Source organism: Cellvibrio sp. UBA7671, assembly GCA_002483145.1.
In the GTDB taxonomy this organism is placed as follows: domain Bacteria; phylum Pseudomonadota; class Gammaproteobacteria; order Pseudomonadales; family Cellvibrionaceae; genus Cellvibrio; species Cellvibrio fibrivorans.
Genome location: DLHJ01000004.1, coordinates 113,051 through 130,937 on the forward strand (window position 1 = coordinate 113,051; position 17,887 = coordinate 130,937).

The following is a 17,887-nucleotide window of genomic DNA, read 5'->3' on the forward strand; positions in this document are numbered from 1 at the left end:
ACTTCAGTCCCATTACTCACCGCATGCCTTTAGAGCCTTACGGCAATCTTCTAACGCTTTGGCTATGTGCTTTCTTACTACCGTTTCCGATAGACCCACTTGACGCGCGATTTCAGCATAGGATAAACCGTCAAATCGGCTCATCATTAATAATTGCCTGCGCCGACTTGGCATCGCCCACATTACTCGAGCAATAATGCCTAAGCGCTGGCGCGATTCATTTGCCCTCTCTGGCCCGATCGAATCCGTTGCCTCTTCCTCTAACTCAAACACCTCAGCGGAATATCCGTGGCGGACCTTATTGTGTCGCTTAATATCAATCGCAATATTACTACACGATTTATACAAGAAAGCGCGCGGGTTTTCGACAGACAAAACCCCATCTAATTCTGCAAATTTAGCAAATGCAGACTGCACGATATCTTCAGCGTCGCTTGCATCTACACCAAATTTACTAATGATGTAAGCGCAAAGCTCCTGCCGATGTTTAATATAAACTTCCATTACAAAAGCATCTTTGTTGTTATTTTGAGTATTCACAACCCCTGCCTGTCGAAACAATGTCGGACGAAGCAGTCTGATTTTTCGACCAGATGATCGAAAATATTTTAAACGATACCTCAGTGCAGACTGCCCAAAACCCAGTATAGACGGCTATCGCGGCGTCATCACATCGCTTACCTTCCGCCACACCGTCCCATAACTACACATGAGAAAATTCCATATTGGCATTAAGACGTAGCAGCGCTGCCAATCCACTCCCCTTAAATCAAATTTATGAAACCAACTACTCTCCTTAAATCATGCCTTATAACAAAAACATGCATGGCAATGGAAATCTAAATACCAATTAGATATATATGAGGGAGGGCTGAATTCAACACCATTACCGTCTTAATGGACAGCTTATGTGAAAGCCGAATGTTTACACGTCGAATAAGTCGATCAATATTTTTCGATTTGACATTAAGAATTTTGCAATCACATCGGCTAGCTGTTGGGACAATCCAAACTATCTACCAATTACTGTGGCACATGATAAATATAAAAATGGAAATAGTATTTGATCAGAGGTCCTGAAAAATCTCAAAACCGATGATCGAATGATTGCAGAAAAACTATAAAAACATCAGAGGCTATTTATAGCTGAACATAAAGCGCCTCTGTATCCATGAGCTCACAAAATCAAAATGCCCATCACTCATCACTGAATTTTTAACCGGTAAGCAATTAATTATGGGAGATCTATATCAAATGAGCCAACAGTTTTAATAAACATAAAAATTGGCAGTTGGTGCGGGGCTTTCAGGTACGAAATATCCGTTTTACATCTAACGAAACCTATGAGAAAAATCATGAAACAAATATTCAAGATTTCAGCGTTATCGCTAGGCATTACATTCACGGGTGCTACAGCTGCGGCTGACTTATGCAATGTAACCTATCAAGCGCAAAGTAACTGGGGTAGCGGTGCGCAACTTCAGGTCACCGTGGTCAATAATGGCTCAAGTATTAATAACCCTACACTTAGCTGGAGTTATTCCGGCAGTGAAAGTTTAGTTAGCTTTTGGAATGCTTCATCGGTAACCCAAAGTGGAAAAATCTTTACAGTAATAGAAAATGGTAGTGTTTCTACGGGAGGTTCTTTTGATTTCAATATAATTATTAATAATCCTGGAGCAGCACCAAGCGATTTCTTATTAAATGGAGTGAGTTGTAAGACACCAGTTGGCACGGGATCGGTCGCATCTAGCAGTGTGCAGACAGCTTCATCTATTAAATCTTCTGTGTCTTCCTCAAAATCATCCACTCCAAATTCTTCATCATCTGCTGGTACAACGAATACAGCAGCGTGGATTCTTGACGACAGCACCTCAATGTTGAATATGGTTACTGTTAAAAAAGAACATGTGGCGGAAATTGGCGGATTTTCGCAACTAAAAGGCTCCGTAGACAAAAATGGGCTTGCAACGCTACAAGTGGATCTGAATAGTGTCGATACACTCAATGCAACTCGTGACTCACGTATTCGTGAATTCTTGTTCGAAACCAGCCTTCTGCCCCATCTCTATTATTCGGTCCAACTTAACCTTGCTGAAATCAACGCAATGCAAGCAGGAAGCACCAGTATTCAAACTTTAAATGGGTCACTTATATTACATGGGGTCAACACCACAACACCTGCCCAAGTATTAATTACCAAGCTAAACAACGGAAAAATTTCAGTAACCTCTCTCAAGCCGGTGTTAATTAGTGCGCCCCTGTTCGATTTAAAGTGGGGAATAGAATATATACGATCACTTGTAAGTCCAATCCCATCAAGTATTGGGCATACCGTACCAATCTACTTCAACCTGAACTTTGCAGCGAACAGTAATCCTGCAGTGGCAGCGTTAAACATCCCAAGCATTCCTACAACTCCTGTCAATTTAAATGCCACTAACAATTCCGGCGGTATGGTTACCTTAACTTGGGCAGATGTTAGTAATAATGAAACAGGCTTTATAGTTCGCCGTAAAGATAACACTGGCTACTGGAGTAAAATTCAAAACCTTTCAAGCAACCAAATTATGCTGGAAGATTTACTCAGCAATACAGGAACATATGACTATAAAGTAATCGCGCTAAATGGCAGCGTTCCTTCGAGCCCTACCCCAATAGTCACTGTCATTGTGGATAATATAACTATAGATCCAGTCATTACTGGGAAAACCCACTACCAAGCCATGTGTACGGGATGTCACGGTGCAGATGCAAAAGGATTGGGCGGAGCCTTTCCTGCGCTCAATGTAAAAAGAGAAGGTGCATTGCGTGAAAGCATGATCAATACAATTGTCGCTACAATGCCAAAAGGTGCTGCTGGCACTTGTGATAGAGAATGCGCTGAGACCATTGTTGCTTATCTTGATGCTACATTCTGGCAAGAGCCCACACCCGTTTATAACGAAGAAATAAGCTGTACCGCTCCTGTTAATTATGGTGCCCGTCAATTGCGATTCCTTACTCGCGAAGAGTACCAAAATTCTATTAATAGTTTATTGGGAAGTGGTTTTATTGTGGACTCCCTTCCTGGAGATTCTATGCTGGGTCATTTCATAAGTAACACTCAAAGAGTTATGAATTCCGGAGCTTATGAGCAATATTTACTCACCTCAGAAAAAATCGCCAAATGGTCAGCCGATAGGAATTTTTCAGGTGTTGTAAATTGTAACAATAATTTCAATCAGGATTGCGCGAACAAATTAATCAACGAGTTTGCCCCAAGGATATTTAGACGCTCACTCGACAACCAAGAGAAGCTCACTTATACCAGCATGGCTAATGGTAGCAAAACCAATGGTGATGTTAAGGCCGGTATGCAATTGGCATTGGAAGCCATGCTGGCAGCCCCGCAATTTTTATATCGCCATGAAGTTGGGGAGAGAAATCCAGCTAATACCGCTCTTGCAAGTGATGCTTATCAACTTACCGCCTATGAAATGGCAACTTGGTTAGCATATACCTACACGAATACCACACCCGACGCGCAATTACTGAGTAAAGCAGCCAGTGGTGCCTTAGTACAGGAAAACGAGATAACTACAGAAATTACCCGCTTAATGCAAAGTACCGCGTTTAAGGAAAAATTGGGAACATTTGTGAATAGCTGGTTGGCAACAGATTCACTGAATAATGTCGCCAAAGATCCAGGAACTTATCCAACATTAGATTTCAATGCACTTATTCCGCATATGCAACAGGAGTTAGCTGTTTTCTTCAGTGATTTAATGCTGGATCCAAATGGAAAGTTCGAAACGCTTTATAACGCGGACTACACATATGTTAACGGACCACTTGCTCAACATTATGGTATTAATGGTGTTAGTGGTAACCAATTTGTTCGAGTAGCAACAACTAATCGAGGCGGAATTCTTGCAAATGGCGGATTCATGTCACGCTGGGCCGATGCAATTGAACCATCACCAATTCGCCGCGCCGTTAGAGTCCGTGGTCGCATGCTCTGCCAGGATGTTCAAGACCCACCAGCAAACGTTGGCATAGGCCGCGAACAATTGCTGGAAATACATAAACAAGAACTTGCGAATCCAATGACAACCAACAAGAGACGGTTCGAGCTGGTCACAAGTCTGGAGTCCTGCAAAACCTGTCATGAATATATTATTAATCCACTTGGTTTTGGATTAGAAGATTTTGACTCTGTAGGCAACCCACGGACAATTGACACCAAAGGTAATGCTGTAAATGCGAGCGGAACTCTGTATGCACCACAAGCATGGAGTAATAACTTTGCAAGCACTGCTTATTCATTCGTAGGGGCAAAAGAACTCGGGGACACTATGGCAACTTTACCTACAGCACAAAGGTGTCTTCCACAAAATCTATTCCGCTATACCACTGGGATCGGCGTAGAGGATGGTTGGCAACAACACGGTGACTATGTTTTGGTGGATGAGGCGGAAATAAAAGCTTATGCCTGCGATGTCCAGGATCTGAAACATACCATGATGGAACAAAGCCCTCGAAAAATGCTGGAGCAATTGGGTGTGTTGGATACCGTAAGATATCGCAAAGCTTGGGCGCGACCAACCAATATGTAATGAGTAAGAGAAAGTACGCAATCCTAAAATTGCGTACTTCCCTAAAAAACCTAAATATAAACTCAAACATATAACTATTCGATCCTGTAATTCGAATCTAATTGAAGGTATAAAAAATGAAAAAGCCGAACATAGATCAATTTGATAAAAAACGTAGAGACCTGATAAAGCTAATAAGTGCTGCAGGAATTTCGAAAGGTTTGTTACGTGCATCTCCATTAGTATCTGCAATGATGTATTCCCGTATGGCAGAGGCACAAAGTAGTGTTGATAAAATCGTGACACTTTACATTGGTAATGGAGCACTACCGGAAATGTGGCATGGACAGCCGGGCAACTTACCTCCATTCTCAGCCCCCCTAAACGAAGTAGCAGATAACATCCTCATGGTTGATGGTGTGCAAGCTCGCAATCCGCACGTAGGACAAAACCTTGGGCATGGGATTATTAAACTACTCATGAATAAAGGTTGGGGCGGTGGTGAAAGCTTTGACGTCAATATGGGACGCATTCTTGGTGCCGGAAAGCGCCATGCATATCTTATCGGTAACATTCACCAAAATTTTAACAATCAAACAAACGGAGTCTCGCGCGATAGCGGTAACGATGCGCACACCTATCAAAATCCAATGACAATGTTTGAGGCAATTTTTGGTGCCGGTACAGCTACGCCTGCTACTACTAATGTTAAAAAACATATTGTCGACGGACATTTGGAAGCGGTTAAAGCATTGCAATCGAAATTAGGGCAAGACGAAAAAATCCGTCTTGATGCCCATTTAACTGCTATCGAAGAAAAAGCAAATCAGCTGGCATCGGACCCGGGAACTGGCGGCGGTGGCGGCTCCTGTGGATCACCCGCTGCTCTGGGTGCATTTCCATTAAACATGGGGACTATTCGTGAACAATTCAGAGCCTTTACCGATGTTTTTGCGTTGGCAATGAAATGTAATCTTACCAACTCTGCAATGCTATATTTTGGTGATGATAACGCAGAACTTTCTTTTTCTGGCGTAAAAGTAGGTAATGACGCTTACAACGGAACAATGCATACCGCCGCCCATGACCATAACAACGGCAGAAAATCAAATAGTTGCTGTGATCAATATCCACAATGGTTAGCACAACGATCCGAAGCAACAAAACTACAAGCTTATATGATTAAAAAATTCAGGGACGAAGGCTTATTAAGCTCAACCATTGTTGCCCAAGTTTCTGACGCAGGCAACGGAGATGCGCACGATGCAGCAAGAGTTCCGATTGTAATCGCGGGTGGTGGCGTGGGGAATCGGCGAAGCATTAATGCCAGTGGAGCTAACTCCCATGATGTATGGCACTCGCTAGCGGTTAAACTCGGCGCGAATGAAAGCGGTCGTTATCAAGGATTCAGCAATAAGACAATTTTTTAAAACTTCTGCGATTAAATAAGAAGCTGGCTGCAAAGTCAGCTTCTTATTTTAACTCCCTATAATTTCTAGATGAGATGTGTATGCATCGCCTTAAATACTTCACCAACATCACACCAATAGTGCTTTTTATAATTGCTAGTGGTTGCTCCAAAGACGGCACAAAAAGCAATGATACTCCAAAAAATATAAGCTCAGACATAAACACCATTGCAGTTATATATCAGGAAATAAATGACTCAGGAATTACATGGGCTGGTAATTATACAAAAGATAACATCGATACCTGCAATGATAGGTTTGAAGTAGACAGTGCAGAGCCAAAATCCAAAATTCACTTACCCATTCAACAAGATTGCTCATTTGGTCGGGACATCACCAATAAAGATAGTGATGGTAGAGCGGGCTTTAGCTATCAAAAAATTAATAACCAAGGAATACCTTTGCCAGATAATTCTTCATCCGGCAACTGCGTTCTGGATACAGTTACTGGATTATTATGGGAAGTAAAAACCGAAATTGATGGTATTTATGGAAATAGCGGATTACATGATGGTGATGATCTATTCACATGGTACTCCAATAACTCCTCCGTTAATGGGGGGGCTGTGGGAAGCTGGAACAATGTTTTGAATATTTGCTCAGGCTATATCCCTAACGAACCTAAAACATTTTGCAATACAGAAGAATTTATACAACGTGTAAACAATGTTGGACTATGCGGATTTAAAGATTGGCGGCTCCCCACCAGATTTGAAATAGAGAGTTTAGTTGATTATGGAACCAAAGGACCCAGCATCGACACCACCTACTTTCCCAACACGAAGCTGGAGTTTTATTGGAGTTCGACGCCAGCCGTAAATGCCCCCTTTTCCGCGTGGGCCGTGAATTTCAGATCCAGTAATACCTCTCTAGTCTCCCGAGAAAGCTCATTCCCAGTTCGGCTTGTACGAGATTGGGTTAGTAAACAATAATTATAGAATTAGCTATCAGGAATAAATAAATGAATATCCTTCAGCACTTGATCTGTTTGGGATTTACTACTCTTCTAATAACCTCCTCTGTACTAGCGGATCAAATATGTCAACGGGATGGCATACCACAACACTTATCAAACTCGCGATTTAGCTACGACGAAAAAAACGTTGTAATTGACAACCGAACAGGTCTTATGTGGACAACCTGTATCGATGGGCTCAATGGAGAGCGATGCGAATCAGGGACACCAACATTATTTACCTGGGGCGAGGCGCTGCTACGTACTGCAGAAATAAATGAAAATGAAGGTTTAGCAAACCATAAAGACTGGCGATTACCTAATATTCGTGAACTCACGACTCTGATAGACATACAATGCTTAAAACCGAGCATAGATATGGAGTCATTTCCTAACACCCCTGCATCGCATACATGGAGTTCATCGCCTTATCACACGTTAACGTTCTACTCATGGTACATAGATTTCGCAACAGGCGAAACAAATACAGATGATCGATTGAATAAAAAAGTTATCCGATTGGTTCGAAGCGTAAGATAGAAATTTATATATTGAAAATAAATATATGCTACGACATTTCCTTATATTTAGCGAAGCAGGAAATATGATAAAAATAGTGCTGTTTGTAACTTTATCTACACTTATCTCTTGGTCGCGGGCGCAACCAACTAACATTGAAGGGAACTATTATAAATCACCGGATGGCACAAAAATTTATTATGAAGTGACGGGTACAGGTGATGCCATAGTATTGGTGCATGGTTTTATTACTGATGGTGATTCTTGGAAGAGGACTGCACTTTATACTGATTTAATTAATGCTGGGTATAAAGTAATTCTTATGGATTTACGTGGCAATGGTAAATCGGACAAGCCACATCAACCTGAACTTTATGAAAATGATATAGAAGCAAAAGATATTATGGGCATAGTAAATGAGTTGGGAGTAAAAGAGTACACCGCAATTGGTTACTCCCGAGGTTCAATATTAACAACGCGGCTACTTGTGTTAGACAAACGCGTTACTCATGCAGTTATTGGTGGCATGGGTGTGGACTTTACTAATCCTGATTGGCCGCGCCGAATTATGTTTTACGAAGCGCTTTCTGGTAAGCCAGCAAAAGAGTTAGAGAGTTTTGTGACGTATGTGGAGAACTCAGGATTTGATCAACAAGCGCAAGCTTATCTGCAAAAGTCACAACCATCTACCAGCAAAAAAGCCCTGGGTGAAATCAAAAATCCAGTGCTGGTAGTTTCTGGCATAGAGGATAACGATAACGGCTCAGCTAAAGATTTGGCAACAATTTTCCCTAATGCAACTTATGCTACTGTGCTTGGCAATCATAACAATACTGTGCAGACGGCGGAATTTTCCGCTGTCGTTACACAGTTTTTAAAAAAAAATGATTCACTGTATTAATTCCAATAGTAATAGCATCAGAGTGAGATGACCCAGATTCCTGAATCGTTATGTGATCAACTTGATTAGAAAAAACAACGTTCGAGTGAACGGAACAATCATTTCCAACTTGCGGAATTACTGCATCAGGAGAAAAAATACCGAAAATGAATTAGTTTGTAAGCAGGGAAATTTAAGTTACCAGACATTTCAAAAGGCAAACCAAATCCCAATTTAGCAGCATTTCAATCAGAGTCACCGCTGTAATCGCCAATATTAAGCCATATAGCGTTGGATTTATCGATAGAGGGAAATTGGTCGCAAAATCGACTAAACCGCTTCTCAATTTCAGGATCAAGGTGTAGAGAGTTTTTATCTTCCAAGTATTACTTTCCGCCAACCACACACCTATCGACAAGAGTATCCCTGACAATAAAAAGATAGGCGAAAAGAAAAGGCTAATAAAAAAGGTTATAGCTAAAGGCCAGTACCATGATTTTTTATATTTTTTCGTTTTGCTCACATATTTACGCAGGCCTACTGAATCAAGCAATGCCTCATCAGTATCGACATTTGTATATGTTGTCTTTTCCCTCGTTATTAGTGATGCAAGAAAAACATGCCCACGAACAAATTTGCGTAAAGATGGAGGTAAAAGGTCTTTTGTGAAATACCTTTGAAAGGGGTCCATTCATATTTAGCAATCATCCAGTACATATATAGGCTTAGAACCCCCTCACCTAAACACAGAATATGCCTAAGGTATGGCCCGCCACATTAGCAGTACTTATTATTGAGTTTTCAGATAACAACCTTAGATCGCGCCTAATCCTCAGTGGCGAATAAATAGAGGAAACGGCTTCAATCATTTCCCTTTTAGTCGTTTTACCTATTCCATTTAGAGTTCAACAGCGAACCTATTAAATCCAGTTTCGAAGCATGACGGCTCGCAGTAAATCCAGGCTGCAAATTGATTATTTTGAGAATAAGACACATCATGTGTCGTTTTCCTCAGATTAAGACACCTGATGCGTCGCCAATTTGAGACAAGTCGTGTCGCGAAATCTGCCAAGTCATTGATTTGTCAATGCGGATAAAGACATCTTATGTGTCGTCCGCCGCTATACTCAGCAATCAGGATCAATTCCCTGCCAATTACATAATGTTAACGAATGGATTATTGATAATGATTAGGCCGAAATCCTACGCAACTTTCAGATTATTAGCGGTGCTCATCACTATCATCCTCATCGCCACTCATCAATATTTGCCGGCGAAAATCCTGCCCCTATACCCAGACCCTGAGCGTCTCTCATGGATTTATAGTCCACACGCTCATGATACAGAACAAGCAGATTGGATTGACCGAAGCATCAACCATTTCCGCTGCAACTACGCTCCCGGCGATGCCTATTCCTGCGGATGGTCGCTCAATCTTGGGCCGGACAGGACAACAGGAATCGACCTCTCAACCTATGATGGGCTAAACATTTTCATTCACTACAAAGGTAACGCGCCCCGGATTCGTTTATCACTACGGGATTTCGATCCCAGCTTCAGCGATATAGAAAAATTCGACACCACCAGCAAAGTCATGTCTACCGCAATACGCACCTCTGACTTGAATCAACCGGTTTACGTACAGCTGAGTGAATTTAGTGTTGCCGAATGGTGGATTACCGAGTTCGATATCGCGCGGCAGTATTCAGCCCCGTCCATGGACAACGCAATTGCTATCGGATTAGATTTTAATGTTCACAGCGACAATGAAATCCGCATTGAACGAATTGAAGCTGTGGGCCAATGGATAAAAAAGGAAACTCTCTATTTCTGCATCATTTTATTTTGGATGATACTGATTGTGATAGAAGTGTTGTGGCGGTTTTATCTTATCAATAAACAAACTAAAGCCGACGCCCAGCGGATTAATAATTTAGTTAGTGAATACAAGAAACTGGAGACTGAAAAACAACAGTTTGAGGCGCTATCAACCACCGATGTTCTGACCGGAGTTATGAACCGCGCCGGAGTGCAGCAATTTCTGCAACGTTTATTTGAAAGCAACTTTAGCCGCAACCAAATGGGCGTTATGCTATTCGATATCGATTATTTTAAGAAAATAAACGACAGCCTGGGCCATGACGCGGGTGATGTCGTACTCAGTGAAATTGCCAGAATCATCAACGAGCAAGTCCGCCAAACCGATATTTTTGGCCGCTGGGGCGGCGAGGAGTTTATTCTCATTTGTTCGCAAATTTCCGAGGAGCGCCTAATCACTCTGGCCAACAAACTGAGAGAGACCATCGAACAACACAGTTTTGTTATTGACGGCCAATTAGTTAAAGTCACTGTCAGTATCGGTGCCACAACAGTGAAAGCCACAGAAACTTTCGAAGCGGTTTTTAAGCGTACCGATAAAGCGCTCTACAACGCCAAAAATAGTGGTCGAAACCAGGTAAGGTTTGTCAGTCCGTAAAATATGCTATCAATCGCCAAAATTTTACTGTAAGAAAAAGTCAACAACCCAAGACTGGGCGACTAAATTCCCAGCGGTACAAAAACGGCAATTTATGTGAAATAAATAAATTATTGCGCTTCCAACAGTTCCTTACGTTGCCGCTCATAGGTTTGGTAGTCAGGTGCTAAACGCTCCAAACACTCCTTGCGCTGCAACCCACTCAAACGTTCACATTCATTGCGATTACTCGTTTGAACCGAGTCGTAAATCTGCCGTTGGGAACAAGCTGTAAGGGTAACCAAGCAAAAAAGAATGAATATCTTCATGATGAGAGAACCTCTTTCGATGATTGATGGATGAAGCAACATCGACCAAGAGATTATTGCGCAGTTCCCTATTGGATACGCTTTGTTACAGTTGGATCATAAATACTTACGCACAGGATTGACCCACTCCATGCGCAATCTAAAATTTGAATGCCATAAAGAACCCGAGTTTTTGAATTAGAAAAAGTGTGAGGCGTAGCCTGTATGGAGCCTAGCGGAATACGGGGGATGTATTTGTTAAAAAATACCGGCTAGTTAATATACTCCCCAAACCAAAACTGAATCGCGTCTTGATCAAGGCCATATTTTGGAAGCCACAAATCAGCCGGAAATGGCCAATCCGATTTAGTGTAAGCAGAATATTCCCTTTCGCTGCAAGGCGTATATGAATTGTAAAAAGGTTTGTAATCTGGAACGTTTAAAATACCGCAATAGCCCATTGTTGCAATAATGTGCGCCCTCTCATTCTTATTCCCTTTGATAGAATTTTTTATAGCTTTTTCAGCATCGGAAAGCTTACCTTCCGTGAGCCCAGCTAACGAATCCAAAATATTTTTAATTATCTTGACATCGAAATCAGTAGATTTAGGCAGTATGACTTTCGAGAACAATGAAAGATCCAGATAAATGTAACTCGGCTGTAAGTGCCGAACCCCACCAAATTTATATCGCTCAAAATTCAAAACATTAAGATCAATTAAGTTTGCAGCTGAAACTTCGGAACAAATAGAGCACGTAACCGAGCCTTTTTGCGTTTTAAAATTATGAAGAGGAAGCTTGTACCCACAGGCAAAGCTACCCAAAGCAGATCTAAGCTCTAAACGTCTAGTCGAGAGACTTGATAGAAACGCATCTACTACTTGAGTCTTGGTTATTGAATTACACTGCGCTATAGCTCTTTGAATTATTTCATCATGATTAAGTGAAATATCATCAAACATAACACCCATTGTTTTAGCATATTCAAAGTCTTCCTCAGGTACGGTATTTCTCTGCCAACCTTTTGCCGGAGACCAGTACTTGTCAAACAATATTTTTAGTGCGCGCTTGTCAGTCATGATTTTTATTTATTACCAATAGATTAGCTTTCAATCAAACCTAGGAACGGAAGTAGAATTCTCTTAATCAACTTTACAAAGGCGGCGGCATACAGTCATTAAACTCAAAGGCAAGCTCAAGTACATCCTTTTGCATTGGTTGCTCACCTGAAAGAACAACTGCTTGCATTGCTGACATCACTGCAAGCCCATTAGCATTTCGCAAGACATCAAAAATCAATTGAACTGGATAGCCTTCACTATGCCGCCGAATGGGATGAATACCTGCGTGAACATAGGAATTTAATGCTTTCCATGAATTATCTTTGAATCTGCTAAGGGCATCAAATGCCTCACGCGGCCCACTCTTTCCTATAGATGAAATCATGTCCGCAACTTTCGGCAAATTCTTCGCAGCCTGCTCTGATTCTAAATTTAAGTCGGTGGACAGCTTATTAATATGGTCATCAGTTGCTGAGTAAGTCATCCATACAGACCGCACTAACGCCTCGTACTGAGCGCGATGAATCACGATTGAAGAAGGTAGAAGGCCGCATTCAAGTAATGCCCTTACGGAGTGCCAGTGCTCGAACGATAGAGAGCATGCAACATCAGAGGTTATGATTCTTGCCGAATCATTGAGCAATGGCATATCAATTAGTACTTGAATTTTCTCGGCAAGTAAATCTGATTTTAGGAAAAGTTCTTCGTTAAAATTTGACATGATGATGCCTCTTATAATTATCAAGCCACCTTATTTAGGTGATCTTTCGAATGCGACCTACAGTGAACACCAGAGAATTTTTATTAAAAGCGAATAGTCGAGTCTTTTGGATCTAAAACTCCAAACATATCATCCCAAGATTTAACAGCTTTTTGATATGTATCCCACTCTTTTTTACGTAACATTTTAACTTCCGGGTCTTTTTCGTCTGGCCAGCGACCATATTCATCTTGTCCCCAAACTTTTCCGCTCGCATAGCGTGCTACAAATTGAGTTGAGAAACCCACTTTTCTCGGATCAGGCATTAAAAAGGTCTTTCCTCCGATTTTGCTCCAAAGAGTTTTTTTCATTTTTTTCTCTGGAAAAAGCCAATCTTTCCGCGAAGAGGCGATGTAACGCTTTGCTCGAGTTTTCAGCACATAGTTTATTGCCAAAACATATTCTTCACCTATCTGCCGACCTTTTTGAATTTTTCTTAAGTCGAATATCGAATCCGCAAAGTAACGAGGATTTATTCTTTTTTTTAGTGGATTGACACTTGGGTTTCTAACGTACCCAAGATTTGCGATCACAAGACATCGATTTATACTCAATGGAAAAATCGTATGAGTTCCGAGATAGAATATCGAAGCGTCAAAGGGATAGGTACATTCCTTAGCCCCTGGAAATAAGCCTTTATTATAAGTTGTTACAGGAGAGTCAGAGATAATGAACTTTGTTGGTGAATTATCGCACGATAAAATTTCCCAGACTCCCTCCGCCCAAATCGTGCAATTGGATTGCCAAAAGCCCCTCATTAATTGAAGTGCCTGTTGGTGGTTATCCTTTAGTCCAACCTTTTTAAGAAAGTCTAACCCCTTAGGAGTGCGAATTTTTTGAGCATCCATGTAGCTTAAAAAATGAGAAAATCCATCAGCAGCCTTATTCGAAAACTCGAAATCAGCGAAACAATCAATTAATGCTGCTCCGTAACTATCGATAGGTCCAAAAAACTTTTTTCTATAAAATCACTGGCGTAATCTCCAAAAAACAAAGTATAAAGATGATCATCTTTAAAGCATTCCCTTGTGCCCAACATTCGCAAGCTATCCCTATAGTGAAAGAGTCCATTATCATGCATTACCTTCTCAGGCTTCATATCTAGGTAGAACAGCTTTCCTTTTGGGTTCTCCATGAATCTTTTTTTGATACCATTGTGGTACGTAGTGATTTCGTGTTGTAAAGCTCATATAAAGTATTTCCGCTTTTCACCAATCTATTGCGATTCGCGCTAGCCAACAGGTCTATTTCAGATGTTGGGTATGAACACGACAAAAAAACCAGTTACCACACCAATCAACAAAAACCGATTACACAGCCAACACACTCCACCCGCAGGCTTTTCGGGAGAATAGCAAACAAGAAACAACATGGCGATGAGCACCCTCTCACCGCTTTCGATAGCACTACCACCACAACATGAATAATATTCACATTTTCATGAATTTATATCGTTTTTATTCACTTTGGCATTCCAGTATAAAGACAACCTGTACTTAACCAGAGCCGACTTTACACTTGCCTCTTCATCAGGTTGCGACATCACCATGAACAACGATTTTACTTTTAGCATCAACAGCATTTGTTTCGATGAGAACTATCATCCGGCAGACAATACGCGTGCGACTACCAATTTTGCCAATTTGGCGAGGGGAAATAGCCGGCAAGAGAATTTACGCAATGCCCTGAAGATGATTGACAATCGTTTTAATGCCTTGGCGCATTGGGATAATCCCAAGGGGGATCGTTATTCGCTTGAGCTGGAAATCATTTCGGTGGAGATGGATCTTGCTCGCGAGGGTAATAGTGACCCCTTCCCTGCGATTGAAATCTTGAAAACCACTATTCTGGATCGCTACAACAACCGGCGAATTGAAGGCATTGTGGGGAATAATTTTTCCTCTTATGTGCGCGATTATGATTTTAGTGTGCTGCTGTTAGAGCACAACAAAAACCAACCGACATTCAGTATTCCCGATAATTTTGGCGATTTGCACGGCAAGCTATTCAAGCACTTTGTGAACTCGACTACCTACAAAACGCATTTTAACAAGCCACCGGTGATATGCCTGAGTGTTTCCGATAACAAAACCTATCGGCGCACTGAAAATCAGCACCCAGTGTTGGGCGTTGAATACCAGCCCAATGAATCCTCGTTGACTGAACAATATTTTAAAAAGATGGGTTTGGCAGTTCGCTACTTTATGCCGCCCAATAGCGTTGCGCCCTTCGCCTTTTATTTCTTTGGGGATTTGCTGGTGGATTACACCAACCTTGAGTTGATCAGCACCATTAGCACTATGGAAACTTTCCAGAAGATTTATCGGCCTGAAATTTATAACGCCAATGCGGTAGCGGGAGCCTTTTACAAACCCAATTTAAAAAATCAGGATTATTCATTAACCAAAGTGGTTTATGACCGCGAGGAACGCAGCAGGTTGGCGATTGAGCAGGGGAAATTTGCTGAAAAACAATTCATCAAACCCTACCAGAGCATTCTTGAGCAATGGTCTGCCAAGTACGCGTTTTAATTCGCGCTTTATCGGTACGTGTTATTGATCGCTTTTATCTATACCTTTTAAAAAGACAAGATTATTCACTATGAAAACATTATTGCCCACATCCACCGCTGGCAGCTTACCTAAGCCTTCCTGGCTTGCACAACCCGAGACACTTTGGTCACCCTGGAAATTGCAAGGTGATGAATTAATAGAAGGCAAACAGGATGCCTTGCGTTTGTCATTGCAAGAACAACAACAAGCAGGCATTGATATTGTTGGTGATGGCGAACAATCGCGCCAACACTTTGTGACGACGTTTATTGAGCACCTGAGCGGCGTTGATTTTACGCAGCGTGAAACCGTTAGAATTCGTGATCGCTATGATGCGAGCGTACCAACGGTGGTGGGCGACGTCTCGCGCCAGAAGCCGGTTTTTGTTGAAGACGCTAAATTTCTGCGCAAGCAAACCACACAACCCATTAAATGGGCCCTGCCCGGCCCCATGACGATGATTGATACGCTTTACGATGGCCACTACAAAAGCCGCGAAAAACTGGCTTGGGAATTTGCCAAAATTCTCAATCAGGAAGCGAAAGAATTGGAGGCAGCGGGCGTTGATATAATCCAGTTTGATGAACCCGCTTTTAATGTGTTTTTTGATGAGGTGAATGACTGGGGCATTGCTACTTTGGAAAGAGCGCTTGAAGGACTTAAGTGTGAAACTGCCGTCCATATTTGTTATGGATACGGCATAAAAGCCAATACTGAATGGAAAAAAACGCTGGGCTCTGAGTGGCGGCAATACGAAGAAATTTTTCCCAAATTGCTAAAATCCAACATCGATATTATCTCGCTGGAATGCCACAACTCGCGTGTGCCAATGGAGCTACTTGAACTGATTCGCGGAAAAAAAGTGATGGTCGGTGCGATTGACGTAGCCACCAACACCATCGAAACCCCCGAAGAAGTCGCCAACACTCTACGCAAAGCCCTGCAATTTGTAGACGCCGACAAACTCTGCCCCTGCACCAACTGCGGCATGGCGCCTTTATCTCGCCAGGTCGCGCTCGGCAAACTGAAAGCGTTGAGTGCAGGTGCAGAAATTGTGCGCAGGGAACTCGCGCGCCAGTAGCAGGATCCCAAAATTAGTGTGCGTGACCTTGCGTCCAGGTGGGAAATGGATCAGGTAATGTTTTCCAATACTCCTGGCCTTTTAATACGTCCTCTTCGCTGAGCAAACATTTATCAAGTTGCGCGGTAACAAATTCTTTATCCAGATTTTGACCGATAAATACCAACTCCTGACGCATATCACCGAAGGGTTCTACCCATTTATCCATAATATAATTCACATGTTCTTCATCTTCTGGCCAACGCTCTTTGGGAATGGCCTTCCAGAACATGCCGGCGGCGCCGTGTTGGGCGATACCGCCCGCCTGGCTCCACTGACCCGCCCATTGCGGGCGCGATGCCAGCCAAAAAAATCCTTTTGAGCGAAGCAACTTTCCTTTTACGGCTGGGCTTGAGAAAAACTCATAAATTTTTTCCGGATGAAACGGGCGGCGGGCATGGTAAGAAAAACTGCTGATGCCATATTCTTCCGTTTCCGGGGTGTGCTGACCACGCATTTCTTTTAACCATCCGGGCGCTTGCTGGGCTTTTTCAAAATTAAATTTTCTAGTGTTGAGCACTTTGTCGAGCGGTACATTGCCTCGCTCAACGGGAATAATTTCAGCATCGGGATTCAGTTTGGTTAAAATCGCATAGAGCTCTGCAAGTTTTTCTTTTGAAATTAAATCGGTTTTGCTGATTAACAATACATCGCAAAATTCAATTTGATCGACAAGTAAATCCGCCACGTTGCGTTCGTCATCTTCACCGAGGCTTTCGCCGGTTTCTTGCAGAGAGAGCGCATCGTAATAATCATTCAGAAAATTCACGGCATCGACAACGGTAACCATGGTGTCCAAGCGTGCGACTTGCGAGAGGCTCTGGCCGTCTTCATCTTCAAAGGTAAAGGTTTCTGCAATCGGCAAAGGCTCGGAAATACCGGTGGATTCAATCACTAAATAATCAAAACGCCCTTCTTTGGCCATACGATTGACTTCGACCAGCAAATCTTCACGCAATGTGCAGCAGATGCAGCCATTGCTCATCTCCACCAGTTTTTCTTCCGCACGATTTAATTCCACCTGATTTTGGATCAACGATGAGTCGATATTCACTTCGCTCATATCGTTCACGATAACCGCAACACGGCGGTTTTCGCGATTATTCAGAATGTGGTTTAACAGTGTGGTTTTACCGGCACCCAAAAAACCGGATAAGACGGTAACGGGCAGAAGAGTAGAGAAAAGTGGATTCATGACGGTTGCCTGATGTTTTTCAGTGTTGATTACGTT

15 protein-coding genes are annotated in these 17,887 nt (G+C 42.2%); 8 read left to right on the plus strand and 7 right to left on the minus strand.

What is annotated here, in order from left to right; translation table 11 throughout:
* Positions 1-12 precede the first annotated feature (12 nt).
* Positions 13-540, minus strand: a complete 528-nt coding sequence (locus B4E62_RS05530; protein ID WP_331351410.1) for an RNA polymerase sigma factor — start codon at positions 538-540, stop codon at positions 13-15.
* Positions 541-1,355: 815 nt separating this feature from the next.
* Between B4E62_RS05530 and B4E62_RS05535 the strand changes: the two genes are divergently transcribed.
* The 5 genes from B4E62_RS05535 to B4E62_RS05550 all read left to right on the plus strand — a co-directional run bounded on the left by B4E62_RS05535 (position 1,356) and on the right by B4E62_RS05550 (position 8,421).
* Entirely contained in the window at positions 1,356-4,598 is a 3,243-nt protein-coding gene (locus tag B4E62_RS05535; protein ID WP_331351411.1) for a DUF1592 domain-containing protein, read from the plus strand.
* 116 nt (positions 4,599-4,714) lie between these two features.
* Entirely contained in the window at positions 4,715-6,007 is a 1,293-nt protein-coding gene (locus tag B4E62_RS05540; RefSeq protein ID WP_331351412.1) for a DUF1552 domain-containing protein, read from the plus strand.
* Positions 6,008-6,087: 80 nt separating this feature from the next.
* Positions 6,088-6,978: a DUF1566 domain-containing protein gene (locus B4E62_RS05545; protein WP_331351413.1), complete on the plus strand. Its 891-nt coding sequence runs from the start codon at positions 6,088-6,090 to the stop codon at positions 6,976-6,978.
* A 29-nt stretch (positions 6,979-7,007) separates the two neighbouring features.
* Positions 7,008-7,541, plus strand: coding sequence for a DUF1566 domain-containing protein (locus B4E62_RS21390; protein ID WP_414633251.1), 534 nt, complete (start codon positions 7,008-7,010; stop codon positions 7,539-7,541).
* Positions 7,542-7,605: 64 nt separating this feature from the next.
* Positions 7,606-8,421: an alpha/beta hydrolase gene (locus B4E62_RS05550; RefSeq protein WP_331351414.1), complete on the plus strand. Its 816-nt coding sequence runs from the start codon at positions 7,606-7,608 to the stop codon at positions 8,419-8,421.
* 172 nt (positions 8,422-8,593) lie between these two features.
* On the opposite strand, the gene B4E62_RS05555 is transcribed toward B4E62_RS05550, so the two are convergent.
* Positions 8,594-9,091, minus strand: coding sequence for a hypothetical protein (locus tag B4E62_RS05555; protein WP_331351415.1), 498 nt, complete (start codon positions 9,089-9,091; stop codon positions 8,594-8,596).
* A gap of 495 nt (positions 9,092-9,586) precedes the next feature.
* Here B4E62_RS05555 and B4E62_RS05560 point away from each other — a divergent pair, with 495 nt between their 5' ends.
* Positions 9,587-10,876: a GGDEF domain-containing protein gene (locus B4E62_RS05560; protein ID WP_331351416.1), complete on the plus strand. Its 1,290-nt coding sequence runs from the start codon at positions 9,587-9,589 to the stop codon at positions 10,874-10,876.
* A 110-nt stretch (positions 10,877-10,986) separates the two neighbouring features.
* Here the strand turns inward: B4E62_RS05560 and B4E62_RS05565 are convergent, their stop codons facing one another.
* The 4 genes from B4E62_RS05565 to B4E62_RS05580 form a co-directional block, all read right to left on the minus strand.
* Positions 10,987-11,184: a hypothetical protein gene (locus tag B4E62_RS05565; RefSeq protein WP_331351417.1), complete on the minus strand. Its 198-nt coding sequence runs from the start codon at positions 11,182-11,184 to the stop codon at positions 10,987-10,989.
* Positions 11,185-11,435: 251 nt separating this feature from the next.
* Positions 11,436-12,242, minus strand: coding sequence for a hypothetical protein (locus B4E62_RS05570; RefSeq protein ID WP_331351418.1), 807 nt, complete (start codon positions 12,240-12,242; stop codon positions 11,436-11,438).
* Between the two features lie 73 nt (positions 12,243-12,315).
* Positions 12,316-12,945, minus strand: coding sequence for a DUF6988 family protein (locus B4E62_RS05575; protein ID WP_331351419.1), 630 nt, complete (start codon positions 12,943-12,945; stop codon positions 12,316-12,318).
* Positions 12,946-13,028: 83 nt separating this feature from the next.
* The gene (locus B4E62_RS05580; RefSeq protein ID WP_331351420.1) at positions 13,029-13,832 is read right to left on the minus strand and encodes a DUF4238 domain-containing protein; all 804 of its coding nucleotides are present in this window, start codon (positions 13,830-13,832) and stop codon (positions 13,029-13,031) included.
* A gap of 699 nt (positions 13,833-14,531) precedes the next feature.
* Between B4E62_RS05580 and B4E62_RS05585 the strand changes: the two genes are divergently transcribed.
* Together B4E62_RS05585 and B4E62_RS05590 are read left to right on the plus strand one after the other, a co-directional pair.
* Positions 14,532-15,515, plus strand: coding sequence for a DUF1852 domain-containing protein (locus tag B4E62_RS05585; protein ID WP_331351421.1), 984 nt, complete (start codon positions 14,532-14,534; stop codon positions 15,513-15,515).
* Between the two features lie 70 nt (positions 15,516-15,585).
* Positions 15,586-16,617 (plus strand): methionine synthase, encoded by a 1,032-nt coding sequence (locus B4E62_RS05590; protein ID WP_331351422.1) that lies wholly within the window; start codon positions 15,586-15,588, stop codon positions 16,615-16,617.
* Positions 16,618-16,630: 13 nt separating this feature from the next.
* On the opposite strand, the gene zigA is transcribed toward B4E62_RS05590, so the two are convergent.
* The gene (gene zigA, locus B4E62_RS05595) at positions 16,631-17,851 is read right to left on the minus strand and encodes a zinc metallochaperone GTPase ZigA (RefSeq protein ID WP_331351423.1); all 1,221 of its coding nucleotides are present in this window, start codon (positions 17,849-17,851) and stop codon (positions 16,631-16,633) included.
* Between the last annotated feature and the right edge of the window lie 36 nt (positions 17,852-17,887).